The 24,233-nt window shown below is 62.5% G+C and carries 23 protein-coding genes; 8 read left to right on the top strand and 15 right to left on the bottom strand.

Annotated features, from left to right (window positions below; all coding sequences use genetic code 11):
- Positions 1–60: 60 nt before the first annotated feature.
- Positions 61–2,637 carry a leucine--tRNA ligase gene (gene leuS, locus BN1127_RS12095; RefSeq protein WP_042649618.1) on the bottom strand — a complete coding sequence of 859 codons (2,577 nt, stop codon included), beginning with the start codon at positions 2,635–2,637 and terminating at the stop codon, positions 61–63.
- A gap of 235 nt (positions 2,638–2,872) precedes the next feature.
- Between leuS and BN1127_RS12090 the strand changes: the two genes are divergently transcribed.
- Positions 2,873–3,355 (top strand): zinc ribbon-containing protein, encoded by a 483-nt coding sequence (locus BN1127_RS12090; protein ID WP_042649638.1) that lies wholly within the window; start codon positions 2,873–2,875, stop codon positions 3,353–3,355.
- Between the two features lie 228 nt (positions 3,356–3,583).
- On the opposite strand, the gene lnt is transcribed toward BN1127_RS12090, so the two are convergent.
- The 5 genes from lnt to miaB all read right to left on the bottom strand — a co-directional run bounded on the left by lnt (position 3,584) and on the right by miaB (position 9,299).
- On the bottom strand, positions 3,584–5,113 hold the full coding sequence (gene lnt, locus BN1127_RS12085) for an apolipoprotein N-acyltransferase (RefSeq protein WP_042649617.1): 1,530 nt from the start codon (positions 5,111–5,113) through the stop codon (positions 3,584–3,586).
- A 196-nt stretch (positions 5,114–5,309) separates the two neighbouring features.
- Positions 5,310–6,191 (bottom strand): CNNM family magnesium/cobalt transport protein CorC, encoded by an 882-nt coding sequence (gene corC / locus BN1127_RS12080; protein ID WP_005329827.1) that lies wholly within the window; start codon positions 6,189–6,191, stop codon positions 5,310–5,312.
- Positions 6,192–6,290: 99 nt separating this feature from the next.
- On the bottom strand, positions 6,291–6,761 hold the full coding sequence (ybeY, locus tag BN1127_RS12075; protein WP_042649616.1) for an rRNA maturation RNase YbeY: 471 nt from the start codon (positions 6,759–6,761) through the stop codon (positions 6,291–6,293).
- A complete protein-coding gene (locus tag BN1127_RS12070; protein ID WP_042649615.1) occupies positions 6,758–7,816 on the bottom strand; it encodes a PhoH family protein in 1,059 nt (352 codons plus the stop codon). The genes ybeY and BN1127_RS12070 overlap by 4 nt, the downstream gene beginning before the upstream one ends.
- A gap of 49 nt (positions 7,817–7,865) precedes the next feature.
- Complete coding sequence (miaB, locus tag BN1127_RS12065) at positions 7,866–9,299, bottom strand: tRNA (N6-isopentenyl adenosine(37)-C2)-methylthiotransferase MiaB (RefSeq protein WP_042649614.1); 1,434 nt, start codon at positions 9,297–9,299, stop codon at positions 7,866–7,868.
- 225 nt (positions 9,300–9,524) lie between these two features.
- Here miaB and BN1127_RS12060 point away from each other — a divergent pair, with 225 nt between their 5' ends.
- Complete coding sequence (locus BN1127_RS12060) at positions 9,525–10,688, top strand: FAD-dependent monooxygenase (protein WP_042649613.1); 1,164 nt, start codon at positions 9,525–9,527, stop codon at positions 10,686–10,688.
- Between the two features lie 148 nt (positions 10,689–10,836).
- Positions 10,837–11,487, top strand: a complete 651-nt coding sequence (locus tag BN1127_RS12055) for a cold shock domain-containing protein (protein WP_042649612.1) — start codon at positions 10,837–10,839, stop codon at positions 11,485–11,487.
- Between the two features lie 45 nt (positions 11,488–11,532).
- On the opposite strand, the gene BN1127_RS12050 is transcribed toward BN1127_RS12055, so the two are convergent.
- Positions 11,533–12,429 carry a LysR family transcriptional regulator gene (locus BN1127_RS12050; RefSeq protein WP_005329839.1) on the bottom strand — a complete coding sequence of 299 codons (897 nt, stop codon included), beginning with the start codon at positions 12,427–12,429 and terminating at the stop codon, positions 11,533–11,535.
- A 113-nt stretch (positions 12,430–12,542) separates the two neighbouring features.
- Between BN1127_RS12050 and BN1127_RS12045 the strand changes: the two genes are divergently transcribed.
- Positions 12,543–12,767: a hypothetical protein gene (locus BN1127_RS12045; protein ID WP_025326108.1), complete on the top strand. Its 225-nt coding sequence runs from the start codon at positions 12,543–12,545 to the stop codon at positions 12,765–12,767.
- Positions 12,764–13,363 (top strand): HAD-IA family hydrolase, encoded by a 600-nt coding sequence (locus BN1127_RS12040; protein ID WP_042649611.1) that lies wholly within the window; start codon positions 12,764–12,766, stop codon positions 13,361–13,363. Before BN1127_RS12045 ends, BN1127_RS12040 begins: the two co-directional genes overlap by 4 nt.
- Positions 13,364–13,440: 77 nt before the next feature.
- Here BN1127_RS12040 and BN1127_RS12035 read toward each other — a convergent pair whose 3' ends face one another.
- Complete coding sequence (locus BN1127_RS12035) at positions 13,441–14,922, bottom strand: sensor domain-containing diguanylate cyclase (protein ID WP_042649610.1); 1,482 nt, start codon at positions 14,920–14,922, stop codon at positions 13,441–13,443.
- A gap of 110 nt (positions 14,923–15,032) precedes the next feature.
- Positions 15,033–15,635, bottom strand: coding sequence for a nitroreductase family protein (locus tag BN1127_RS12030; RefSeq protein ID WP_042649609.1), 603 nt, complete (start codon positions 15,633–15,635; stop codon positions 15,033–15,035).
- A gap of 13 nt (positions 15,636–15,648) precedes the next feature.
- On the opposite strand from BN1127_RS12030, the gene BN1127_RS22125 reads away from it, so the two are divergent.
- The 3 genes from BN1127_RS22125 (at position 15,649) to BN1127_RS12020 (ending at position 18,184) form a co-directional block, all read left to right on the top strand.
- Positions 15,649–15,897 (top strand): hypothetical protein, encoded by a 249-nt coding sequence (locus BN1127_RS22125; RefSeq protein WP_156139769.1) that lies wholly within the window; start codon positions 15,649–15,651, stop codon positions 15,895–15,897.
- Positions 15,898–15,915: 18 nt separating this feature from the next.
- Positions 15,916–17,463 carry a sensor domain-containing diguanylate cyclase gene (locus tag BN1127_RS12025; RefSeq protein ID WP_042649608.1) on the top strand — a complete coding sequence of 516 codons (1,548 nt, stop codon included), beginning with the start codon at positions 15,916–15,918 and terminating at the stop codon, positions 17,461–17,463.
- A 244-nt stretch (positions 17,464–17,707) separates the two neighbouring features.
- Positions 17,708–18,184: a glycine zipper domain-containing protein gene (locus BN1127_RS12020; protein WP_042649607.1), complete on the top strand. Its 477-nt coding sequence runs from the start codon at positions 17,708–17,710 to the stop codon at positions 18,182–18,184.
- A 110-nt stretch (positions 18,185–18,294) separates the two neighbouring features.
- On the opposite strand, the gene BN1127_RS12015 is transcribed toward BN1127_RS12020, so the two are convergent.
- The 6 genes from BN1127_RS12015 to BN1127_RS11990 all read right to left on the bottom strand — a co-directional run bounded on the left by BN1127_RS12015 (position 18,295) and on the right by BN1127_RS11990 (position 23,979).
- Entirely contained in the window at positions 18,295–19,251 is a 957-nt protein-coding gene (locus tag BN1127_RS12015) for a D-2-hydroxyacid dehydrogenase (RefSeq protein ID WP_042649606.1), read from the bottom strand.
- A 117-nt stretch (positions 19,252–19,368) separates the two neighbouring features.
- Positions 19,369–20,121: a DUF3530 family protein gene (locus tag BN1127_RS12010; RefSeq protein ID WP_042649605.1), complete on the bottom strand. Its 753-nt coding sequence runs from the start codon at positions 20,119–20,121 to the stop codon at positions 19,369–19,371.
- 106 nt (positions 20,122–20,227) lie between these two features.
- Entirely contained in the window at positions 20,228–20,839 is a 612-nt protein-coding gene (locus tag BN1127_RS12005) for a DUF2238 domain-containing protein (RefSeq protein WP_042649604.1), read from the bottom strand.
- Between the two features lie 198 nt (positions 20,840–21,037).
- Complete coding sequence (gene efp / locus BN1127_RS12000) at positions 21,038–21,604, bottom strand: elongation factor P (RefSeq protein ID WP_011707002.1); 567 nt, start codon at positions 21,602–21,604, stop codon at positions 21,038–21,040.
- 43 nt (positions 21,605–21,647) lie between these two features.
- Positions 21,648–22,841 carry an elongation factor P maturation arginine rhamnosyltransferase EarP gene (earP, locus tag BN1127_RS11995; RefSeq protein WP_042649603.1) on the bottom strand — a complete coding sequence of 398 codons (1,194 nt, stop codon included), beginning with the start codon at positions 22,839–22,841 and terminating at the stop codon, positions 21,648–21,650.
- A gap of 94 nt (positions 22,842–22,935) precedes the next feature.
- Positions 22,936–23,979: a GMP reductase gene (locus tag BN1127_RS11990; protein ID WP_042649602.1), complete on the bottom strand. Its 1,044-nt coding sequence runs from the start codon at positions 23,977–23,979 to the stop codon at positions 22,936–22,938.
- Between the last annotated feature and the right edge of the window lie 254 nt (positions 23,980–24,233).

The raw sequence follows: 24,233 nt of genomic DNA, 5'->3' as shown, positions 1-24,233 counted from the left end.
TCATACGTCCGTTCAGACCCCCCGCTCCTTCCCATGGGGAGGGAATAGGGGCGGTCATCCTCAGTTTGCGACTATGTTGAGTAGCTTGCCCGGTACATAGACGACCTTGCGCACTGTCAGGCCTTCGGTGAACTTCTGCACCGACGCATCGGCCATGGCCAGCTTCTCGACGTCGGCCTGGCTTATCTCGGCCGGGACGGTCAGCTTGCCGCGCATCTTGCCGTTGATCTGCACCACCACCAGCTTCTCGGTCTCGACCATGGCGGCTTCATCGGCCACCGGCCAGCCGGTCACGTCTATGTCCCCTTCCTTGCCCAGCATCTTCCACAGCTCGAAACCGATGTGCGGGGTGATGGGGTAGAGCATGACGACGACGGCTTCCAGCGCTTCCTGCATCAGGGCGCGGTCCTGCTCGTCAGAGCCCAGCTTGGCCAGGTTGTTCATCAGCTCCATGATGGCGGCGATGGCGGTGTTGAAGGTCTGACGGCGACCCACGTCATCGCTCACCTTGGCGATGGTTTTGTGCAGTTCACGGCGTACCGCTTTCTGCTCGTTGGTGAGGGCAGCCAGATCCAGCGCGGCAACGGCCCCGCCGGAGACGTGCTCGAAGGTGGTGCGCCACAGGCGACGCAAGAAGCGCTGGGCGCCCTCTACGCCGGAGTCGGACCACTCCAGGGTCATGTCGGCCGGGGAGGCGAACATCATGAACAGACGCACGGTATCGGCGCCGTAACGCTCTACCATCAGCTGCGGATCGATGCCGTTGTTCTTGGACTTGGACATTTTGGTCATGCCGGAGTGGATGACTTCACGGCCCTCATTGTCCACGGCCTTGGTGATGCGGCCCTTGTCGTCACGCTCTACCTTGACCTCGGTCGGGCTGACCCAGACGTTGCCGCCCTTCTCGTCCTTGTAGTAGAAGGCGTCTGCCAGCACCATGCCCTGGCAGAGCAGGCGCTTGAACGGCTCGTCGCTGTTCACCAAGCCAGCGTCACGCAGCAGCTTGTGGAAGAAGCGGGCGTAGAGCAGGTGCATACAGGCGTGCTCGATGCCGCCGATGTACTGATCCACCGGCAGCCAGTGGTTGGCAGCAGCTGGGTCCAGTATGCCCTTGTCGTAGTCCGGGGAGCAGTAGCGGGCGTAGTACCAGGAGGACTCCATAAAGGTGTCGAAGGTATCGGTCTCGCGGAACGCTTCCTGACCGTTGTAAGTGGTTTTGGCCCACTCGGGGTCGGCCTTGATGGGGCTCTGGATGCCATCCATTACCACGTCTTCGGGCAGCAGCACCGGCAGTTGATCTTCCGGCGTCGGCACGACTGTGCCATCAGCCAGGGTCAGCATCGGGATGGGAGCACCCCAGTAACGTTGACGGGAAACACCCCAGTCACGCAGACGGAAATTGACGGTGCGCTTGCCGTGGCCGAGGGCTTCCAGCTTGTTGGCGATGGCATCAAACGCGCCCTGGAAGTCGAGACCGTCGAACTCGCCGGAGTTGAACAGTACGCCCTTCTCGGTGTAGGCGGCCGCGCTCACGTCCACCTCGCCATCGGCTGGCTTGATCACGGCCTTGATGTCGAGGCCATATTTGGTGGCGAATTCGAAGTCGCGCTGGTCGTGGCCCGGTACCGCCATCACGGCGCCGGTACCGTAGTTCATCAGCACGAAGTTGGCGACCCAGACCGGCACCTTGCGGCCATCCAGCGGGTGAATGGCATAGAGGCCGGTGGCCATGCCCTTCTTCTCCATGGTCGCCATGTCAGCCTCGGCGACCTTGGTGTGCTTGCACTCCTCGATGAAGGCGGCCAGCTCGGGATTGGTCGCGGCAGCCTGGGCGGCCAGCGGGTGACCGGCGGCTATGCCCACATAGGTCACACCCATGAAGGTGTCCGGGCGGGTGGTGTAGACCTCCAGCTGCTCGTCCTGACCCTCGATATTGAAGCTGATGTTGACCCCTTCGGAGCGACCAATCCAGTTGCGCTGCATGGTCTTGACCATCTCCGGCCAGCCTTCGAGGTTGTCGATGTCATTCAACAGCTCTTCGGCGTAGTCAGTGATCTTGATGAACCACTGGGGGATCTCTTTCTGCTCCACCGGGGTGTCGCAGCGCCAGCAGCAGTTGTCGATCACTTGCTCGTTGGCCAGCACCGTCATGTCGTTCGGACACCAGTTGACGGAGGAGGTCTTCTTGTAGACCAGACCCTTCTCGTAGAGCTTGGTGAAGAACCACTGCTCCCAGCGATAGTAGTCCGGCTTGCAGGTGGCAAGCTCTCTGTCCCAGTCATAGCCCAGACCCAGCATCTTCAGCTGGTTCTTCATGTATTCGATGTTTTCGTAGGTCCAGGGTGCCGGCGCAGTGGCGTTCTTGATGGCGGCGTTTTCCGCCGGCAGACCGAAGGCGTCCCAGCCGATCGGTTGCAGCACATTCTTGCCGTTGAGCCGTTGATAACGGGAGATCACATCACCTATGGTGTAGTTACGCACGTGCCCCATGTGTAGACGACCAGACGGATAAGGGAACATGGAGAGGCAGTAGAACTTTTCCTTGTCTACTTTCTCCACGGCCTTGAAGGTTTTCTTGGCATCCCAGTGCTTTTGCACTGCTGGTTCTATGGATTGGGGAACGTATTGCTCTTGCATTGGTGACATCCGGATCTGTGAAATGAATAGATAAAACGGCTGGGAAATCCCGATAGAATACCCATATCCTGCGGCGGCAACAACCGCCAGCATCCGCCCAGTCTCTGGCCCGACCCGGGCAGCATCGAGGTTTCGCGGAGCAGCAAGGGTGACAGAGGGCGGCAACCACCGCCAGCACCGCTCAGTCTCTGGCTCAGGCCGGGCACGATCAGGGTTCAGCAGAGGAGTAATGGCCATGGACAAACGTCGACAAGGGTATGAAGCCTTCATCGCCCAGCTCAAGAAGCAGTGGGAAGAGACGGAAGAGTTTCAGGGAGAGCGCCTCAACCGGATGATCGCCAAGGTACAGGCCTATCTGGAGGCGGCCGGCGATCTGACCCAGGACGAGCTGGCGCTGATCGCAGAATATGTGAAGCGGGATCTCGGCAACTATGACGAGAGTCGTGCCGAGGTGCCCGAGTCCGCCTTTATGCTGGCATTGAAGGATACAGTGTGGTCCTGGCTGGCGGACGTGACCGACCGCGCCCAGGTGGAGTGGAGCGAGCTGGCGGACGAGCTGGAACACAAGGGCGTCTATCGGGCAGGTGACTGGGTGGGGCTGGGGGTGCTGGTGTGCGATCACTGCGAGTGGCGCCAGACTGTGCTGCACCCGCAGCAGCTCGGTACCTGTCCGGAGTGCGGGGCCGATGAGTATCACCGTGAGCCGCTCTCTCCCTGAGAACCTGCCCACGCTCTTGCTGCGAGGCAGTGATCAAGGCTCATGTGCTGCTCGCTTATGTGAAACCGATGGCTCACGCATATCTATACGCTCCGGTTCCTGCGCTGCTCTTCACCTTGCTGACGACCTCTCGTTACAGAGCCTGAACAGGTTCTGAGCGGGTATCAGACTGAACAGAAGAGAGGCGCCCTTGGGCGCCTCTCTTGTTTATCGGATAGCAACGCTGGATCAACGCTGGCGCGCCCAGGGGTGGGCGCGGGGGCGCAATACCAGCGCCAGGCCGAGCAGCAGGGCGGCCAGCGCATACATGGGCCAGCTGCCAAAGCGCAGGTAGGGGGTCTGGCCGTGGGCGGGACGCACCTCGGTGCGCAGCACTCCTGCCTCGAACTGCGGGATCTGGGCGATGATGCTGCCGTCGATCTCGGTGACTATGGTGATGCCGGTGTTGGTGTCGCGCAGCAGCGGGCGAGCCAGTTCCAGGGCGCGCATCCGGGCGATCTCCATGTGCTGCCAGGGACCGATGCTGGTGCCGAACCAGGCGTCGTTGGAGACGGTCAGCAGGAAGTCGGTATCCGGCTGCACGTTGCGGCGCACCTCGTCCGGGAAGATGATTTCGTAGCAGATGGCGGCGGCAAACTTGAGCCCCTTGGCGATCAGGTTCGGCTGCACTTCGTCACCCCGGCTAAAGGAGGACATGGGCAGGTTGAAGAAGGGGGCGATGGGACGCAGCAGATCTTCAAAGGGCACGAACTCGCCGATGGGCAGCAGGTGGTACTTGTAGTAACGGTTCTTGTGCTCATAGTGATAGGACTCCTTGCCGTCCAGATCCTGCACCCCCATGCCGAGCACTGTATTGAAGAAGCGCTGCTGCTTCAGATCGTAATGGATGATCCCCGCCAGCAGGCCGGTGTCATTCACCTTCATCGCCTTGTCCAGGCTCTCCAGATAGGTACCCATCTCCTTCTCGATGGCCGGGATCGCCGATTCCGGCCAGACGATGATGTCGGCGTCCTGATTCTCGCGGCTGAGATCCTGATAGGTGCGCACCGTGGGGATCAGGGCCTCCGGATCCCATTTGAGGGATTGGGCGATATTGCCCTGCACCAGGGCCACCTTGACCGGTTCGCCCCGGGTCACCCAGTTGAGCTGCATCAGCCCCTGGGCGGCGCCGACCAGCACGACCGGCAGCAGCAGCCAGGCCGGTTTGCGGCTTTGCCAGGTGAGCCAGAGGGCGGAGGTGGTGAGCAGCAGGGCGAGCGTGATGCCCTGTACCCCGAGGATGGGGGCGAAGCCCTTGAGGGGGCCGTCAATCTGGGTGTAGCCAAACCAGAGCCAGGGATAGCCGGTCATGACGGCGCCCCGCAGCCAGTCGGCCATCAGCCATAGCGCCGGGAAGGCGAGCAGCCAGCGGCTCCAGTGGCGACCGCCAAAGAAGCGGGCGAAGACCCAGCAGGCCAGGGTCGGATAGAGCGACAGATAGGCGCAGAGGCCGGCCAGCAGCACGAAGGCAGCGGGCAGCGGGATGCCGCCAAACTCCGTCATGCTGACATGGATCCACCATTGTCCCGGCAAGAACAGTCCCATGGCATAGCCGAAGCCGCGCCATGCCGCCTGCCTGGGGTTGGCCTTGTCCAGCAGGGCATAGAGACCGAGCAGGGAGAGGATCACCAGAGGCCAGTAGCCGAAAGGGGAGAAGGCCAGCACGGCGATGGCGCCAGAGGCCAGGGCGAACAGGCTTGTCAGAAGTTTCGATTTCACGGGGGATCGGGGCTCGAATTGGGCTGAATGAATGTGGAATGGCCGACATCTTAACCGCAAACCGCGCCAACGGCGAGCCTCCCGGCCAGCCGGATGTCGAAGGGAGCGCAGCAGGGGAATGGGAAGGCGCAGGGGCGGCAGAATGACAAACGCCCCTGAAAGCAGGGGCGTTGATTGATGGCGCGGGAGGGCGGGATCAGGACTCCGGCTGGGCCGCCGCGTGATTCTCCGGGATCTTCACCTGCAGCTGCTGCAGGCGACGACGGTCCGCATGCATCACCTTGAACAGGTAGCCGTCCAGCTCTATCTCCTCGCCCTTCTTGGGCAGGTGGCTGAAGGCGTGCATCACCAGGCCGCCTACCGTATCTACCTCTTCATCGCTGAACTGGGTGCCGAAGAAGTCGTTGAAATCCTCGATCTCGGTCAGGGCGCTGACGGAGAAGACCCGCTTGCTGATGCGGCGGATCTCTTCCGGCTCATCCTCGATGTCGTCAAACTCGTCGTCAATCTCGCCAACGATCAGTTCGAGTATGTCTTCGATGGTCACCAGACCCGAGACGCCGCCGAACTCGTCTACCACGATGGCCATGTGGTAGCGCTCTTCGCGGAACTCCTTGAGCAGGCGATCGACCCGCTTGCTCTCCGGCACGATCACAGTGGGGCGCAGGATCTTCTCGAGCTGCAGCGGCTCGCTGGCGTGATGGCCGCCAAAGCCGAACGGCAGCAGATCCTTGGCGAGCAAGATGCCCTCCACATGATCCTTGTCTTCGTTGATCACCGGGAAGCGGGAGTGGCCGGATTCGATGATGACGGGCAGGAAGTCGTCCACAGGCTGGGACTTCTCGATGGTCACCATCTGGGAGCGGGGGATCATGATGTCACGCACGCGCAGCTCGGCAATTTCGAGCACGCCTTCGATCATGTCCTTGGTGTCCTGATCGATGAGGTCACGTTCTTCCGCATCGGCGATGACTTCTACCAGATCATTGCGGTCTTTTGGCTCGCCCTGGAAGAGTTGGCTGAGCTTGTCGAGCCAGGTTTTCTTCGGCGAGCCGGTACTAGGGTGATCGTCGGTCATTTTCTCTCTTGGTTACTCGTGTGAACATTCGGGATGTTGTCTTGCCGATATAAGGATGGCGGCTGTCTGTTTCAAGACGGTGACCTCTTTACCGGCCTGTCACTCTTCTACGTCGTCGTCGAGGTAGGGATCCGCAAAGCCGAGTTCCTGCATGATGTCGCGCTCGAGCTGCTCCATCTCCTCGGCTTCCTCGTCCTCGATATGGTCATAACCTAGCAGATGCAGACTGCCGTGCACAACCATGTGAGCCCAGTGGGCCATGAGGGGCTTGCCCTGTTCGATGGCCTCGGCCTCGACCACCTGACGACAGATCACCAGATCCCCGAGCAGGGGCAGTTCCATGCCGGGGGGGGCCTCGAACGGGAAGGAGAGCACGTTGGTGGGCTTGTCTTTGCCGCGATAGGTGTGGTTGAGCTCGCGGCTCTCCGCCTCGTCCACCAGCCGCACCGTCACCTCGGCCTCGTCCTGGAAACCCAGGATGGTGCCATCGAGCCAGCCTTGCAGCTGGGCTTCGGTTGGCAGGCTGTCGGTGCTGGCGCAGGCCAGCTGCAGATCCAGGGTCACGCTCATTGGGCACTCTCTTTGCTGGTGTTCTCGTTGCGGGTGTTGGGAGCGCTCTTGTCGGCCGCCTGCTGGGCATCGAACGCCTCGTAGGCCTGCACTATGCGGGCGACGACGGGGTGGCGCACCACGTCCTTGGATTCGAAGAAGTTGAACGACAGGCCATCGACCCCCTGCAGCACTTCCAGCGCGTGGCGCAGGCCGGATTTGGTGCTGCGCGGCAGATCCACCTGGGTGATGTCGCCGGTGACCACCGCCTTGGAGTTGAAGCCGATACGGGTCAGGAACATCTTCATCTGCTCCGTGGTGGTGTTCTGGGCCTCGTCCAGGATGATGAAGGCGTCATTCAAGGTTCTTCCGCGCATATAGGCGAGGGGTGCCACCTCGATGATGTTGCGTTCCATCAGCTTCTCGACGCGCTCGAAGCCCAGCATCTCGAACAGGGCGTCGTAGAGGGGGCGCAGGTAGGGATCCACCTTCTGGGAGAGATCCCCGGGCAGGAAGCCGAGCTTCTCACCGGCTTCCACCGCCGGGCGAGTCAGCAGGATGCGGCGGATCTCCTGGCGCTCCAGGGCATCCACGGCGGCGGCCACCGCCAGATAGGTCTTGCCGGTGCCGGCCGGGCCTATACCGAAGCTGATGTCGTGGCGCACTATGTTGGCGATGTACTGGGCTTGATTGGGGCTCCTCGGCTTGATAAGACCGCGCTTGGTCTTGACCGTCACCTCCTTGCCATAGGGTTGGCTCGGCGCCTCGTCATCGTCCTGCTCCAACACCCGGGACTCCTGCACCGTCAGGTGCACCATCTCGGGGATGATGTCGGTCACCTTGCCCCCCTTGAGGGGCTGGGTCTCCACATAGAGGTGCTTGAGGATGACGGCCGCCGCATCTATCTGGGCCTGCTTGCCGAGCAGCTGAAAGTGGTTGTCACGGTAGCTGATCTCGATGCCGAGACGGCGTTCCAGCTGCTTGAGGTTGTCGTCAAAGGGGCCGCACAGGCTGGCGAGACGCAGGTTGTCGGCGGGTTCCAGGTGCAGGTTCAGGGTCGAAATGTGTCGGCTCAAGGTGTCCTCGTATCGGCTGTTCCCCCCGCCCTCGGGAGGGGGGAGAAAATTAATGGGGTCTGAAGGCCGCCACCCCGAGATCATCGGGGACGTTGTCCGGGCGGCGAGCCAGGATTTCGCTCGGCGCCGTGGCGATGCGCAGATTCATTTCGTCCTCGCCGCGGATGAAGCGGCCGCGCAGGGAGTAGGGGCGCACGTCGGTGATCTCAACATCGGCGAAGCCGCCGATGAGGCGGTGCGGCCCCTCGAAGTTGACCACCCGGTTGTTCTCGGTGCGGCCACTGAGCTGCATGGGATCCATCTTGGAGGGGCCCTCCACCAGGATGCGCTGCACCGAGCCCAGCATGGCGCGGCCGATGAGCATGGACTGGTGATTGATCTGGTTCTGCAGCCGGGTCAGGCGGGCCTTCTTCACTTCCATGTCGACGTCGTCCGGCAGGTCCGCTGCCGGGGTGCCGGGGCGCGGGCTGTAGATGAAGCTGAAGCTCATGTCGTAGTTGATCTCTTCGATAAGCTTCATGGTGGCCTCGAAGTCCTCGTCCGTCTCGTTCGGGAAGCCGACGATGAAGTCCGAGCTCATGGTGATGTCGGGACGGACGGCGCGCAGGCGGCGGATTTTGGACTTGTACTCCAGCACGGTATGGGGGCGCTTCATCATGGTCAGGATGCGATCAGAGCCGCTCTGCACCGGCAGGTGCAGGAAGCTGACCACCTCAGGGGTGTCCCGATAGACCTCGATGATGTCGTCGGTGAATTCGATGGGATGGCTGGTGGTGTAGCGGATGCGGTCGATGCCGTCGATGGCGGCTACCAGGCGCAGCAGCTCGGCGAAGGTGCAGTCATTGCCATCGAAGGTCGGGCCGCGGTAGGCGTTGACGTTCTGGCCGAGCAGGTTCACTTCGCGCACACCCTGCTGGGCGAGCTGGGCGATTTCGTAGAGCACATCGTCGAGCGGTCGGCTCACCTCCTCGCCACGGGTGTAGGGCACCACGCAGAAGGAGCAGTATTTGGAGCAGCCTTCCATGATGGAGACGAAGGCGGTGACCCCCTCGGCGCGGGGCTCCGGCAGGTTGTCGAACTTCTCGATCTCCGGGAAGGCGATGTCCACCTGGGCGCCGCGCCCCTCCTGGACCTGCTTGATCATGGCGGGCAGGCGGTGCAGGGTCTGGGGGCCGAAGACGATGTCCACATAGGGCGCCCGGCTACGCAGGGCTTCCCCTTCCTGGGAGGCGACGCAGCCCCCCACCCCGATCACCAGTCCCGGTTTTTTCAGCTTGAGCTTCTTCCAGCGACCGAGCTGGTGGAACACCTTCTCCTGGGCCTTTTCACGGATGGAGCAGGTGTTGAGCAGCAGGACGTCTGCCTCCTCGGGCTCTTCGGTCAGCGTGTAGCCATTGCTGGCGTCCAACAGGTCGGCCATCTTGGACGAGTCGTACTCGTTCATCTGGCAGCCCCAGGTCTTGATATGAAGTTTCTTGCTCATTGCTACTCTTGACTGTGTTTAAGATCGGCAGGGTCAAAGGACCGGCCATTTTACTCCGCAATCCCGGTGCTGACCAGTCTGGGGCCGCGCCGCTGCCATATGGCCTGGCCCGTCGCGGCAATTGCCCGCCTGACGCACTGTTTATCCGGTCTCCTTGCGTTATCATGCCCATCCGGTTCGCCCCTCTCTTCCTTGTTCGGGGCGACCCCTTGCAGGAATCAAGTTATGGAACAGTGTGATATCGCCATCGTCGGCGCCGGCATGGTGGGCGCCGCCACCGCCTGCCTGCTGGCGGCAGAGGGTCTCAACGTGCGGGTCATCGAGACCCGGTTGCCGGAGCATTACGCCCCGGATCAGCCGCTGGATCTGCGGGTCTCCGCCATCAGCCAGGCCTCAGTGGCGCTGCTGGACAAGGCCGGCGCCTGGTCGCATCTGCAGCAGATGCGGCTGTGCCCCTATCGCCGGCTGGAGACCTGGGAGCTGGACGGCTTTGCCACCCGCTTCGACGCGGCGGATCTGGGGCTGCCCCAGCTCGGCTACATCATAGAGAACCGGCTGGTGCAGCTCGCCCTGCTGAGGCGAATGGAGGATTTCCCCAACATCCAGACCCACACCCCGGCGGCTGTGGTCCGGTTGCAGCAAGGTGCCGAGCACGCCAGCCTGCTGCTCGATGACGGTACCGAACTGCAGGCGCGCTGGGTGCTGGCCTGCGACGGCGCCGAGTCGCTCACTCGCCGCCTCGCCGGGATCGGGGTGTCGCGCTTCGAGTACCGCCAGCACTGCATGCTGATCAATATCGACACCGAGTTCGAGCAGGAAGACATCACTTGGCAGCAGTTCACCCCGCAGGGCCCGCGGGCCTTCCTGCCGCTGCCCGGCCGGCACGGCTCCCTGGTGTGGTATGACAGCCCGGCCCGCATCCGGGCCTTGGCCGCCATGAGCAACGAGACCCTGGCCGCGGAGGTGCGTCGCCATTTCCCGGCTAGGCTCGGCGGCTTCCAGGTGACTGGCAAGGGCAGCTTCCCTCTGGTGCGCCGCCACGCCAACCACTACCACGCCGGACGGGTGGTGCTGCTCGGCGACGCCGCCCACACCATCAACCCGCTGGCGGGGCAGGGGGTCAACCTCGGCTTCAAGGACGTGGCCTGCTGGACCGAGCTGCTGGGCAAGGCGGGGGCTGACTGGCACGACATCACCCTGGCCAGCCGCTACGAGCGCCGTCGCCGCCCCGACAACCTGCTGATGCAGTCGGGGATGGATCTCTTCTACGGAGTGTTCAGCAATGAGATAGGCCCACTCAAGCTGGCCCGCAATCTGGCCCTAACCCTGGCGGACAAGGCGGGGCCGCTCAAGGAGATGGCGCTGCGCTACGCCCTGGGGCTGGTATAAAAGTTCCTCTGACCGGAAAGCGATGACGGTATCTGATGTCTGCTCGTCGGCGCATCAGGCCGGCACGGGGTTGATTTCAATGCCCTGTTGAAACCCTGTCGTTTTGAGGCAACATGGTCAAAACAGTGCTGGCCACAAGGATGAGGACATGCGACATCAGGGCAGGATCGCGAGCTGGAACCCGCAGCGCGGCTTCGGTTTTATCAAGCAGGATCAGGGCGGAGCCGATCTCTTCGTGCACATCACCGCCCTGCAATTCGATGGCAGGTTGCCGGAGGTGGGAGAGAGGGTCTCCTATCAGGTCGGGAGCGGCAAGGATGACAGGCCCTGCGCCGTGCAGGTGTTCTTCTCCGACCGCCCTCTCTCGCTGGCAGACGGGCTGAGACCATCCATCGAGTCCCCCATGCCGGATCGCGGGAACAGGGCCGATGTGAACATGAGGGCACCACAACCCGCCATGCCCAGAGCCCGCGTGCATCACGCCCCTCGCCGCAAGGGCAACTGGCGTGGCAAGCTTGTCCCCCTGCTGGTGCTGGCGGGACTGTTCTCCCTCTATTCCCGCTTCTCTGCGGAGTTTGTCTCCCCTCCAGCAGCACCCACTTTCAGTCAGGAGGAGACCAGTACCTCGTACGGCAAGGCGCAGGCGTCCTCTTTTGTCCGTCAGTGCGACGGTCGTCAGCACTGCTCCCAGATGACCTCCTGCGAAGAGGCGACCTGGTTCTTGCAACATTGCCCCAATACCAAGATGGATGGAGAGGGGGATGGCATCCCCTGTGAAGATCAGTGGTGTGGCCATTGAGCCAGCCTTGCTGCTTTCCATTTCCCTGTTTGGGCAGCACTCCTGTCAGAGGTTATTCCCCTCCGGGTGCATCGCCCTGACCAGGGTCAGGAAGCGATCCCGAATGGGATCCGCAAAGTCGGGGTTCCACACCAGGCTTATCTCCCACTCGGACCAGGGGCCGGACAGGGGATAGAGGGTCACGTCCTTGCCCGCGATGAAGCCGACGCTGCGGGGCAGTATGGCGTTGCCTATGCCGGCGGCCACCAGGGCCACCAGAGTCTGGATGTCCTCCGCCTCCTGGATCATGCCGGTCAGCCGGTTGGCGCCGAGGAAGCGGGCGATCTGCTGGCTGAGGCCGGGGCAGCGGTGGCCCACCATCTGCAGCAACGGCTGCGTGGTCAGCGCCCGCTCCACGTCGAACGTAGCCGGATCCGGCCCCGTCATCTGGCTTGGCACGGCCAGCACCAGCCGGTCGGTCAGCAACCTGTGCTCCCGCAGCTGTGGCGCCTGCGGCCTTCGCATGAAGCCTATCTGCAGCCGCCCCGCCAGCAGCAAATCGTGCTGGACGGCGGAGGTCATGTCCTGCAGATGCACCATTACATCCGGGGCCTGCTGCTTGAAGCGGGCCACCAGAGAGGGGGCCAGTGCGAAGCTCGACAACCCGAACCCTATCTTGAGGCGCCCAGCGGCGCCACTCGCCAGCGCCACAGCGTGCTGCTCGAATCCCTTGCCGTGTTCCACCAGGGCGCGGGCCTGGGGCAGCAACTGGGTGCCGATGGCGGTCAGCTCGGCGCCATGACGGCCCCGGTTGAACAGAGTGCTGCCGAGCACCAGTTCCAGCCCCTGGATCTGCTTGGTCAGCGCCGGTTGCGTGATGAAGAGCCGACTGGCGGCCTCCCGGTAGTTGGCGGTCTCGGCCAGCATGACGAAGGCCTGCAGCTGTCTTAAGTCGAATTTCATTCCATTTGGTTATCCAATGTGGCGATTTATTGATTATAAATTATCTAACTCCCTTGTTCTAATGGTCTCGAAACGGGCCTTTGGCCCCCTGACCAGCCACAAGGAGTCATGTCATGTCGAGTGAACGCTATCTGTTCTTGATCAAGGGAAGCCTGGTAATGGCCCAGCCACTGGCGGCGCCGGAGACGGGTGAGCTTCTGACCAGCCTGTTGCAGCAGGGGTTTGCCGTCGGGCCTCTGCCAGTGTGGGCGAGCAATACCGAGCAGGCGCTTGCCTGCTATGAGCAGTCGGCCCAGCGGCAGGCCTTCGTCGACGTGTTGGCGGGGAGAACCGCATGACCGTGCTCACCCTGAGAGCCGAGGCCCTGTTACTGGACATGGACGGCACCCTGGTGCACTCCACCACAGAGGTGGAGACCGTCTGGCGGCTCTGGTGCCAGAGCCATCGGCTGGATCCCGAGCCTGTGCTGGCCATGTGCCACGGGATGCGCTCGCGGGAGGTGATACGCGCGCTGGCGCCGCAGCTGGATCTGGCCCGGGAGGTGGCCCTGCTCGACGAGCTGGAGATACAGCATGCGGGGGTGGCCGAGCCGATCGCCGGGGCCCGCACCCTGCTTGGGGCCTTGTCGCCGGCGCGCTGGGTGCTGGTGACCTCCGCGAGCCAGCGGGTGGCGCGGCACCGCCTGGCCAGTGCCGGGTTGCCGTTGCCGTTGCCGAGACTATTGATCGGGGCAGAAGATGTGGTGCGGGGCAAGCCGGATCCCGAGCCTTATCTGCTTGCCGCACGCCAGCTTGGCCTTGCCCCCGCCGATTGCCTGGTGTTCGAGGATGCCCCGGCGGGGATACGCAGCGCCCTGCAGGCTGGCTTTCAGGTGGTGCAGATAGGGGGCGACAAACGGCTCGATGACGGGGTCAGGGCGCGGCTATCCGCCTGACCGAGGACGAAGCTGGCCTGCAGCTTTGCATGGCGAACCTGCTGCCGGACTGAGGCCGGCCTCCATCTGCCGGGGCGTCAAGAGGGATCCGAGTCCATGGCGGGGGGCGCCGCATCCCCCGAGCTCCTGTCTGCCTCTTCGCCCCCGTGCAGCTCCACCCGATTGCGGCCATTGTGCTTGGCCTGATAGAGGGCCTGATCGGCGCGGGAGAGCAGCCTGTCCAGGTTGAAGTGACCCTGGTGCTGGCAGGCTATTCCTATGCTCACAGTGACCGAGACCGGGTTGCCTTCCCCATCCAGCACCTTCAGCCGAGCAACCTCCTCCCGTAGCCGCTCGACCACGTCCAGTGTCTGGGCCCTGGTGGTATCGGGCAGCAGCACCGCAAATTCCTCTCCTCCCATCCGGCCGAACAGGTCTTCCTGGCGCAGATGCTGGCTCACCGTGGTGGTGAAGGCCTTCAATAGCTTGTCGCCCGCCTCGTGACCATGGCGGTCGTTGATGCGTTTGAAGTTGTCCAGATCCAGCATGCAGACTGCGAGGGGGCGTTTCCCCCGTTCCAGCTTCTCCGCCATCTGTTCGGCACCGGGCCAGAAGCCAGCCCGATTGAGGACGCCGGTGAGATGATCGTGGTGCGCCAGGTATTCCATCCTGCGCAGCAGGTTATTGCGCGTCGCCATTATGCTGGCGGCGGTGAGCGGGGTGAGGGCAATCAACATGACGCCGATCCGCACCGAGAACATCCAGTACTGAGTCTGGACATCCTGACTGATGGTCAGGTAGCCGTTGGAGAGGGCGAGCAGGATCAGGGTGCTGAAGGAGAGCGAGAGCAGACTGGTCGCAAAGACGGAGTAGTTGATGGCGCACCAGAGCAGGGCCGGGACCGGAAAGGCAATGGAGCCAGGCCCCTCGATCAGCAGGGTCAGCAGCAGGGTGCCAACCAGGCTAAGCAGGGGCAGCAGCCTGCTCCAGGAGATATTTGTCTGATACAGGAGGCGGCGCCAGTCCGGCAGTGTGCCCGGCGGGGGCAGGGTCAGGATCACCGGCAGTATGGCCATGTAGTTGACCAGCTCGCTGGCGAACCAGAAGCCGAGTCCGTAGAGGTGTGAGCCCTGAAACAGCATGGGGTTGATCGCTGCCCCGACCAGCCCGGCGGCGAAGGAGGCCGCCATGGCGATCAGCAGCAGATAGACGATGGAGGTGGGTCGCCTGAGCCGTTTGTCTTCGTGATCCAGCCGGCGGAACAGCAGGTAGCCGACGCTGACGCCGGCCAGGTTGCCGAGGGTGAGCAGCGCCGTCTTGAGGGGCGGGTCCTCGGTGAACAGGGAGGCGAGCAGATAACCCAGCAGGCCCCCCAGCCAGCCTGGGGGCGAGGCCAGGCGCGGGTAACGCAGCAGTATGCCGAGCAGGACGGCATTGGCGGGCCAGAAGGCCGCCAGCAGGCTGGGAGGGCGGGTGAAGATGCCGACAAGTGAAAACAGCAGGATGAGGGTGGCGACACAGAGCAGGGCAAACAAGGGATAGAGAGTGGACAAGATACGCTGGCGTCTGGCTTCTCCCATGCGTCTCTCCTGAGGGCGGTTGGCGTGATAGCCCTGAGTATGGTTGCACGGAGCGGAAAATGCGGGAGGAAGCAGGGGCAAGGGCCCCCTCGGCGAGGGGGCCTTTGGGGTTAGCCGAAGACCCGGAAGCGGACCTCGTCGTCCATGAAGGTCTTGTCACCGGCCGGTTGCTCTATGCTGCCAAAGGGCATCTGGGCACGCAGCAGCCAGCTGGCGGGCAGGTCCCACTCCTTGCGGACCGCCTCGTCGATCAGCGGGTTGTAGTGCTGCAGGGAGGCGCCAACACCTTCCTGGGCCAGGGTGGTCCAGACCGCAAACTGGGCGATCCCGGTGCCATGTTCGGACCAGATGGGGAAGTTGTCGGCATAGAGGGCGAATTTTTGCTGCAGATCCTTGATGACGGCGGTGTCCTCGAAGAACAGCACTGTGCCGAAGCCTGCGCGGAAGCTGCCGTTTACCTTGGCCTCGCTCTGGGGATAAGCCTCTGGCGGTACAATCTTTTTCAATTCAGCTTTGACGATGTCCCACAGCTTGTGGTGCTGTTCGCCAAACAGGATGACGGCACGGGAGCTCTGGGAGTTGAAGGAGGAAGGGCTGTGCTTGATGGCATCCTTGATGAGAGCCGTCAGCTGAGCCTCGGAATGGGTCACCTGGTCACCCAGGGCATAGATGGTACGACGTACTTTGATCTGTTCGATAAACGGACTGCTCATAACATCTCCTTGGTTGTGGATCATCACCGCCAGCATTGCCGATAAAGGTCATCTGGCTCCGATTTATCCAGTCATGGACTATAACACCTTCTGTGCAAGAAACCGTCAACGCTGGGTGATGACTGTTTCCACTTTTCATGGATATTCACTTGATGAAACCGGGTATGGCCCGCTGATGTCTTGGTTGTCATTAACCGTAGTTGTTAATGACTTCAATCAATACTTGGGCGGTGTTTTCCACTATAAAATGTATCTTATGTGACATTTTATAGAGGATGGCATGGCTGCGGCTATCATCAAGGAGCGCTACTACATACTGACACCGCTGTCGTTTCTGCTCGGTGCCCTGGTGCTGATCACCACCCTGTTGCTGGCGGCGGCCAGCTACCTGCGCAGCATCGACAAGACCATCGCCGGCTATGACCGCATGCTCACCTCCATCGACGCCACCCTGATCCACGAGATGGTGCTGGCCAATCGGCGGCAGCTCGGCGTGCTGGAGGCCTCCCTGGACAAGCGGGCCATCGCGCGGGGGGGCTCTGCCATCAACCCGATCTGGGCCATCGCCCACCAATTCAAGCACGACGCCCATTTCCTCTACTTCTACAACACCCGCGTCGACCGTCTCGAGAGCTACCCCGAGTGGCAGGTGCCGACCGGCTACCAGGCACAGAAGCGCCCCTGGTATCAGACCCTGGCCAACGACAGCGACGAGCTGGTCTGGTTTGGTCCCTACCAGGAGTTCGGCGGCAACGCAGAGGTCTTGACCCTGATCAAGCGGGTCAAGGATGACGAGGGGGAACTGCTGGGTTTGCTGATGGTCGACATGTCGTTCAACTCGCTGCAGTCGGCGCTGCGACGGGCGATGGGCAGCGATCAGGCTGCCATCTACATCACCGAGGGCAAGGGAAACCGACTGGTGGTGGGACACAACCTGTCACTGTTGCCGGCGGTGCCCGGCACGCCGAGCCAGGGGGCCGAGTTGAAGGTGATCCGGGAAGGTTGCCACCTGACACACCCGCTGTCGGATATCGACTGGGATCTCAACATCTATCTGCCTCCCGCCCACTTTCATGACAACCTGCAAGATACCCTGCTGATGGTGGTGCTGCCCGCGTTGGCACTGCTCGGTATCTGGCTGTGCAGTCTGTTGTTTCTGGTGCGCATTTTTCGCCAGGAGCAGGCGTTGGTGCAGCGATCTCTCAGCGGCCTCGTCCAGGATGCGGCGCTGATGGAGATCCAGCTGCGCCGGCGTACGTGGTTCGTGCACGGCAGCCTGGGGGAGATCAGTCAGGTGAGAAACAGCTTGCTGGAGGGACAGGATGCTCTGCTGCACGATCCCCTCACCGGCATCATGAACCGGCGGGCCTTCGAGCAAGGCAGGGCCAGGCTGGCGCAGGAGGGCACGCCCCATTGGCTGGTGCTGTTTGATGTGGATTGCTTCAAGCGCATCAATGACAGCTGGGGACACGGGGTGGGCGATGCGGTGCTGTTCCGGGTGGCCACCATCATGGCGAGAACCCTGGGAGAGGCTCAGGTCTACCGTATAGGTGGGGATGAGTTTGCGGCCCTGCTGCCCTGGGAGCAGGAGGAGGTCGAGGAGCGTCTGACCCAGCTGCTGACCCGGGTGCGGGTGCTGCAGTGGCGCGAGTTTGAGGAGTCCATCACCCTGAGCGCGGGTGGAGCTCGCTATCCGGATGACGCCGCCGCCCTGCTCGATCGGGCGGATGAGTGCCTGTACCAAAGCAAGCGGCAGGGACGGGATTGCTGGCACCTGTCACCCACCCAAGATCCCCCAAAAGGGGAGGTCGTGACAGTATCTGTCTGACCGCCATCGGGAGAAAAAGGGCCTGAATGGCCGAGAAAGGGGTCACAGTGGGGATAATTTCCCATGTGACCTTTTTTTTTAATTCATTTTCAGTCGGTTAGCTCATGTGATTGTGCCATGTCGCGAAGGAGAGACACTTTCCCTGCCGGCGAGGACGCCGTAATCCTGGTGGCGGAGTCCGGGACGCTTTGTATAGTGCAGGGAAAAATAATCAATCAGACATCAGGTTTGACAGGAGTACCCCATGGAAATGAGAAAATACGGCATGAGCGCGATGGCGCTGCTGGGCGCGCTGCTGTTGGGCAATGGTCAGGCGCAGGCGTCCGAGACCGTCAACACCATACTCGGTGGTGGTGTCGGCGGGGTTGCAGGTACCATGATCGGCAAGCAGCTGGGGGGCGACACCGGCGCCTTGGTGGGGGCCGCTGTTGGCGGTGCGGCGGGCGGTGCGGCCACGGCCGACCGGGGCAACAAGAATGAGGCAGCCCTGGGGGGCGCGGTCGGTGCCCTGGGCGGTGCCGCCATCGGCAAGAGCGTGGGTGGCAGCACTGGCCAGCTGATCGGTGCCGGCATCGGCGGGGCTGGTGGTTCGGCCATAGGCGCCAAAACCGGCGACGGTCACGAGAGCAACAACGATCGCTACTATGACGACAGGCGCTATCACAAGCACCACAAGCATCACAAAAAGCACCGCAAGCACAGATGGCATGACGACGACTGAGGTCAGCCAGGAGAGAGAAAAAGGGGCCAGGGGCCCCTTTTTCGTGCCCATCGTATCGAAGGCGGTAGGGATACCCGCCGAGCGATGTTGCCGGCCCCGGCCTCGGCGTGTCAGACCAGACGGTGCTGGCGCCTGCCGGCGGCAAAGGCGTTGATGTTGTCGATCAACTGATCCGCGAGGCGCTGCATCGATTCCTCGCTGGCCCAGGCCACATGGGGCGTCAGAATGAAGTTGGGGTAACGCAGCGCCTGCATCAGGGGGTGGTCGGGGGGAGGTGGCTCGATGCTCGCCACGTCGAACCCGGCGCCGCCGAGGCGACCGTTGGCCAGCGCCTCCAGCAGGGCCTGCTCGTCCACCAGGCCGCCGCGGCCCACATTGATCAGCAGAGCTCCCGGTTTCATCATGGCCAGCTCCCGCGGACCTATCAGGTGGCGGGTGTAGGGGGTGAGCGGGCAGTGCAGGCTGATGATGTCCGCGCTTTGCAGCAGCTCGTCGAGGGGCAACCGATCCTCGTCGTGGCTGGCGCCGACCTGGCTCTGGGCATAAAAGACCTCCATGCCGATGGCACTGGCCCTCTGCCCCAGAGCCTGCCCCAGGGTGCCCTTGCCGATGATGCCGAGGCGCTTGCCGTGCAGATCCGTGATGGGGTGATCGAAGAAGCAGAACTGGCCGCTCTGCTGCCAGCGCCCCTCCAGCAGGGACTGGCGCCAGGCGAACAGGTTGCGAGACAAGGCCAGCATCAGCGCCATGGCGTGTTCCGGCACCGAGGGGCCCGAGTAGTTGCGGATGTTGCAGACGCCGACGTTGGCGGCGCGGCACGCCTCCAGATCCAGGTTGTCACTGCCGGTTGCGGCCAGCGCGATGAGTTTCAGGTCCGGCAGCCGGGCCAGCTCGGCGGCGCCGATGCGCACCTTGTTGATGATGGCGATGCTGGCGCAACTGAGCCGCTCCACCACCTGTTCCGGCCTCGTCTCGGGGTAGCTTTGCCAGTGATGGGGGAAGTCGGGGCGACGCAGATTGATGCCGGCGTCCAGGGTGTCACTGTCGAGAAACACGATTTGCTGCATTAAGCCTCCTGCCGTTGAGGCGTTTATGATGCCAAACATCGGCGACCGAGGGCCAGTTTGCAGCGCATCAATGGCTTGGCAATCGCGCCGGATGTGAGGCCGGCGGCATTTTTGGGGTCAGATCCAGCCCAGATGGGTCAGCCAGCCCTGGATGCGACCCGGCGTTTCGCCCAGTTCCATCAAGGCATAGGGACGGTAGTTGAGCTTGTGGCTGCGGCGGCTCTCGCTCTGGCGAGCCTCGGCAGCCAGCAGGGGCCAGCGTCCCCCGTCTTCCTGATAGAGATCCAGGGTGGGAATGCTGGCCTGGGCCACCTGCTTGGCCAGGGTCTGGTTGCTCAGCTGGTTGGGAAAGAAACCGTCGAGCAGCACCAGGGCATCGGGGGCGGGCAATTGCTCGCTGGTGATGAGGTTGGCGGCCCAGGCCGCGCTGGTGCCTTGCGCCAGCAACAGCTTGAACCCGCCCTCCTGCAGCTTGGCGTCACCGAGCTTGACGATGCGTTCGGCAAATTGCCGGCGAAATGCGTCAATGCTCTCCTGCTTCTGCTCTGAGGCCGGATCCAGCTCGGTCTGCTGGGGGTAGGGGAGCAGCAGCAGGGTATCGAAGCCGAGTCGACCCAGATCCCGGGTCAGTTGCCACAGCTGGCCGCTACGCTGCCAGTCCGGCAGCAGGATGGCAAGCCCCAGATAGCTGTCGCCGTCGTGCTTGGCAAAGAGCACCCTCTGCTTGTCGATCCGGGTGCTGTCAGGCACTCCCTTCCAGTCGCTCTCCTGCCAGTGATAGAGAGGGGCCGGGGGCGAGATCTCGTTGGCCGGCAAGGTGGTGCTCGCCAGCAGGGTCAAAAACAGCAGTGGTAAGGATAATCTGGCCATAATGCGCTCCCCGGTTGACTGGGTTAGCGGCGGCGTGCCGGATTTCTGAAGGGGGTCGGGGGATCCAGTAGCAAGAGGGAAGGGGCAGGCCCTTCCCTCGACGGGCTCAGGGCCGGGCAAGCCTGCCGAGCTGGCGGTCGTGCAGGGGGGAGAGCAGCAATAGGGCGCTGACGGCCCCCATCAGGGCGAAGAACATGTCGGACTGGGTATCCCAGGGATCCCCCTGGGTGCCGAGGAACTCGTCGGCGCCCTGACCCAGAGCCAGAGCGGCGCCCCACTCGATGAGTTCATAGCTGGCGCTGACGGCGAGCACCACGCAGATCACCAGAAACACCAGCATCTTCTTGCCCTGCACATGGTGGCCGCGCAGCAGTATCTCGCGACAGGCCAGGGCGGGCACGAACCCCTGGAAGAAGTGGCCAATCTTGTCATAGGGGTTGCGACCGAGATCGAACCACTGCTGCAGGTCGAAACCGAGCGGCACCCGGGCATAGGTGTAAGCACCCCCCAGCATCAGCACGGCCCCGTGCAGAAAGATGCACAGGTAGAGCAGGCTGGTGAGGGGGTAGCTGCGCTGGCTCAGCAGCAACAGCGGCACGACGATCAGCACGGGGGCGACTTCCAGCAGCCAGGTGACCCTGTCATAGGGTTGCCAGCCGGAGAGCACCAGCAGTACCAGGGTGAGCAGCAACAGCAGAAGTTTTTGATGAGATGTCATAGGGAGCCTGTGAGGGAGGAGGAACCTGACTTCATGGTGTAGTCCCAATCGGCGCGAGACGAAAGGGGGCAGGGGAATTCTCCCTCAATGGAAGGCCCACTGTCACTGACCGGGGCTGAATGATCGCAGGGCCGGTGCCCATAAAGAAAAAGCGAGCCTGGGGCTCGCTTTTTTCAACACGGGCGTGAAGCCGTCAAATCAGTTGACGCGACGCTTGAATTCACCGGTGCGGGTATCGATTTCGATCTTGTCGCCGATCTCTACGAAGGCGGCAACGGCCAGCTCGTAGGTGGTGCCCTTCAGGCGGGCCGGCTTGGTCACTTTACCGGAGGTGTCGCCACGGGCGGCCGGCTCGGTGTACTCGACTTCGCGAACGATGGTGGTCGGCAGTTCTACGGAGATGGCTTTCTCGTTGTAGAAAGTCACTTCGCAGATGTCTTCCATGCCGTCAACCATGTAGTTCAGGGCGTCACCCAGGTTGTCTTTCTCGACGTCGTACTGGTTGTACTCGGTGTCCATGAAGACATACAGGGGGTCGGAGAAGTAAGAGTAGGTGCACTCTTTACGCTCCAGCTGAACGACTTCCAGCTTGTCGTCGGCCTTGAATACGGTCTCGGTGGCGCTGCCGTTCAGCAGGCCTTTCAGCTTCATCTTGACCACGGCGGAGTTACGGCCGGATTTGTTGAATTCGGCTTTCTGGACCACCATCGGCTCGGTACCGATCATGACGACGTTACCAGCGCGGATTTCCTGTGCGGTTTTCATGTAAAAATTCCTGTTCGTATACGGGCAGATAAAAACTGCCAGATTATATACGGCTTTCTAAAAATTTCACCAGCCGAGTGACGAGATCCCCATCGGCAAGCAACTTCTGTGACCAGCTTCGCGCATGTTGTTGCCAAATAGTGCCGAATTGCGGCCATTGGGCCCAGAGTTCGCGCACATCTTGCCCATGGTTGAGGGCATGATTGAAGGCGCGCAGCCAGTGGGCCGCATCGGTCGGCAAGTCGGCCAGATCTGGCAAGCTAGATAAGTAGTGGTCAAGGAAATCATCCAGCTTGGCAATGTGAGCCTGATCGTCCTGGGGATAGATGTGCCACAGGAAGGGCCTTGCCGCCCATTGGGCTCGCACGAAGGAGTCTTCGCCGCGCACCAGGTTGAGATCGCAGCTCCACAGCAGCCGATCGTAGCCTGCCTGGCTCGTCATCGGCAGCAGCTTGATGGCAAGTTGGCCCACCTGAAGCAGCTCCCCCGCCCTGGCCGTGCCGATGGCACTCTCAAGCCCTGCGCCGCTGAGCACGTCGTTGAGGGAGCGACCGAGCGGCAGCAGCAGGGTGACCGGGGTGGCGCCCTGGCTCCAGCTTTGCACCAGGCTTTTCAGCGCCTCGCTCTCGTAGGTGAAGAGGCTTATCCGCAGCTCGTCTTGCGCCCTGGGCGGCAGCCCCAGGCTCGCCCAGTAGGCGGCAAGGCCTGCCTCATCCTGCTGCCACCGCTCCCGCTCGGCGATGAGCCCCTGCTCGCACAAGAGTCCACCGGTCTTAGCCGTGAAGCCCGGGAAGAAGAAGTATTTATTGAGGCTCAGCTTGCCGACCCGCTGCGGCGAGGCGAGGCCGTGGCAATCCTCGACCCAGCTCTCTGCCGAGAGATACTCCAGATTGATCCAGCAGGGGGGCGGGCTCTGCTCGGCCATGCGTTCGATAAAGGGGGCGGGCAGCTCGCAGGCGAAGGCCTCTATGACCACTCTGGCCGGAATGGCATCCGCTGGCAGGGGGCCCTGCCAGCGTTGGATGTGAATTCCCTCAACCCACTGGCGATCCCGCGCGGGATTAAGCCCCGGGCAGATGCGGGCAAAGCTCGCCAGGTCGTCCACCCAGAGCCGCACCTCTCCATGCCCTTCCTGCTCGAGCTGGCGGGCCAGCCGCCAGGTGACGCCTATGTCGCCGAAGTTGTCCACCACTGTGCAGAAGATGTCCCAGTCGAAGGGGGGCAGGGGGCTTGTCATGGCTTGAGGTTCCAGATGCAAAAAAACCGGTGCGCAGGGTAGCACACCGGTGGCCTGGCTTCTAACCGTCAGCGCGTGACGGGGCTGCGGCAGATTACTCCTTGCCGTAGACGTTGTTCTCCTGCTCGCGCACCCGGATGAAGGTGGTGCGCTTGGTGAGCTCTTTCAGCTGGCTGGCGCCGACATAGGTGCAGGTGGAACGCACACCGCCGAGGATATCGCGCACGGCGTTCTCGACCGGGCCGCGGTAGGGCAGCAGCACCGTTTTGCCCTCGGAGGCACGGTATTCGGCGACGCCGCCGGCGTGCTTGTCCATGGCACTGGAAGAGCTCATGCCGTAGAACTTCATGAAGGGCTCGCCATCCACGTCCACCACTTCGCCGCCGCACTCCTCGTGGGCCGCCAGCATGCCCCCCAGCATCACGAAGTCGGCGCCGCCGCCAAACGCCTTGGCCACGTCGCCCGGGCAGGTGCAGCCGCCGTCACCGACGATCTGGCCACCGAGGCCGTGGGCCGCATCGGCGCATTCTATGATGGCGGAGAGCTGGGGGTAGCCGACGCCGGTCTTGACCCGGGTGGTGCAGACCGAGCCCGGGCCTATGCCCACCTTGACGATGTCGGCGCCGGAGAGGATCAGCTCCTCCACCATCTCGCCGGTGACCACGTTGCCCGCCAGGATGACGTGGTTCGGGCAGGCTTCACGGATCTTGCGCAGGAACTCGACGAAGTGCTGGGAGTAGCCGTTGGCCACGTCCACGCAGATGAAGCGCAGCGCCTCGGACATGGCGAGGATCTGGCGGGTCTTGATGAAGTCCTCTTCCGAGGTGCCGGTGGAGACCATGACATGGCCCAGCAGAGCAGGATCGGTGTCGTTCACGAAGGTTTGCCACTGGGCGAGGCTGTAGTGCTTGTGTACCGCCGTCATCATCTCGAAGCCGGCCAGGGTACGCGCCATGGCGAAGGTGCCGACGGTGTCCATGTTGGCGGCGATGACGGGCACCCCCTGCCACTGGGTCTGGGTGTGCTTGAAGGTGAACTGACGGGTCAGGCTGACTTGGGAACGGCTCTTGAGGGTAGAGCGCTTTGGACGAAACAGGACATCCTTGAAACCGAGCTTCAAGTCTTCTTCGATACGCATTGCAAATTCCTTATTGAGCCTTGTGAAAGTCACTGTTGCAGTGGGCAAAATTTTCGGCAGGCACAAAAAAACCGCAGGTTTTCAAGGCCTCCGGTTTACAACAGTCTAGGCAAAAATCCCGCCAGAACAAGACTGATAATTCGCTCAGCATTGTGGTAGCCTTTGGCGTCACAACCTGAGGTCGGCCACCAGCTTCATCCAGCACCTCGCCGTGGCCCCTCTCTCCCCTCTTTTTTCCCCCTGCACCAGAGTCA

Source organism: Aeromonas media, assembly GCF_000819985.1.
In the GTDB taxonomy this organism is placed as follows: Bacteria; Pseudomonadota; Gammaproteobacteria; order Enterobacterales; family Aeromonadaceae; genus Aeromonas; species Aeromonas media.
Note: the sequence above shows the minus strand (reverse complement) of the source record. Positions and strands in the feature narration are given on the sequence as shown.

Coding starts and splice junctions, on each gene's coding strand:
- leuS (WP_042649618.1), bottom strand. CDS start 2,637: ATGCAAGAGCAATACGTTCCCCAATCCATAGAACCAGCAGTGCAAAAG.
- BN1127_RS12090 (WP_042649638.1), top strand. CDS start 2,873: ATGGACAAACGTCGACAAGGGTATGAAGCCTTCATCGCCCAGCTCAAG.
- corC (WP_005329827.1), bottom strand. CDS start 6,191: ATGACCGACGATCACCCTAGTACCGGCTCGCCGAAGAAAACCTGGCTC.
- ybeY (WP_042649616.1), bottom strand. CDS start 6,761: ATGAGCGTGACCCTGGATCTGCAGCTGGCCTGCGCCAGCACCGACAGC.
- miaB (WP_042649614.1), bottom strand. CDS start 9,299: ATGAGCAAGAAACTTCATATCAAGACCTGGGGCTGCCAGATGAACGAG.
- BN1127_RS12060 (WP_042649613.1), top strand. CDS start 9,525: ATGGAACAGTGTGATATCGCCATCGTCGGCGCCGGCATGGTGGGCGCC.
- BN1127_RS12055 (WP_042649612.1), top strand. CDS start 10,837: ATGCGACATCAGGGCAGGATCGCGAGCTGGAACCCGCAGCGCGGCTTC.
- BN1127_RS12050 (WP_005329839.1), bottom strand. CDS start 12,429: ATGAAATTCGACTTAAGACAGCTGCAGGCCTTCGTCATGCTGGCCGAG.
- BN1127_RS12045 (WP_025326108.1), top strand. CDS start 12,543: ATGTCGAGTGAACGCTATCTGTTCTTGATCAAGGGAAGCCTGGTAATG.
- BN1127_RS12040 (WP_042649611.1), top strand. CDS start 12,764: ATGACCGTGCTCACCCTGAGAGCCGAGGCCCTGTTACTGGACATGGAC.
- BN1127_RS12035 (WP_042649610.1), bottom strand. CDS start 14,922: ATGGGAGAAGCCAGACGCCAGCGTATCTTGTCCACTCTCTATCCCTTG.
- BN1127_RS12030 (WP_042649609.1), bottom strand. CDS start 15,635: ATGAGCAGTCCGTTTATCGAACAGATCAAAGTACGTCGTACCATCTAT.
- BN1127_RS12025 (WP_042649608.1), top strand. CDS start 15,916: ATGGCTGCGGCTATCATCAAGGAGCGCTACTACATACTGACACCGCTG.
- BN1127_RS12020 (WP_042649607.1), top strand. CDS start 17,708: ATGGAAATGAGAAAATACGGCATGAGCGCGATGGCGCTGCTGGGCGCG.
- BN1127_RS12015 (WP_042649606.1), bottom strand. CDS start 19,251: ATGCAGCAAATCGTGTTTCTCGACAGTGACACCCTGGACGCCGGCATC.
- BN1127_RS12010 (WP_042649605.1), bottom strand. CDS start 20,121: ATGGCCAGATTATCCTTACCACTGCTGTTTTTGACCCTGCTGGCGAGC.
- BN1127_RS12005 (WP_042649604.1), bottom strand. CDS start 20,839: ATGACATCTCATCAAAAACTTCTGCTGTTGCTGCTCACCCTGGTACTG.
- efp (WP_011707002.1), bottom strand. CDS start 21,604: ATGAAAACCGCACAGGAAATCCGCGCTGGTAACGTCGTCATGATCGGT.
- earP (WP_042649603.1), bottom strand. CDS start 22,841: ATGACAAGCCCCCTGCCCCCCTTCGACTGGGACATCTTCTGCACAGTG.
- BN1127_RS11990 (WP_042649602.1), bottom strand. CDS start 23,979: ATGCGTATCGAAGAAGACTTGAAGCTCGGTTTCAAGGATGTCCTGTTT.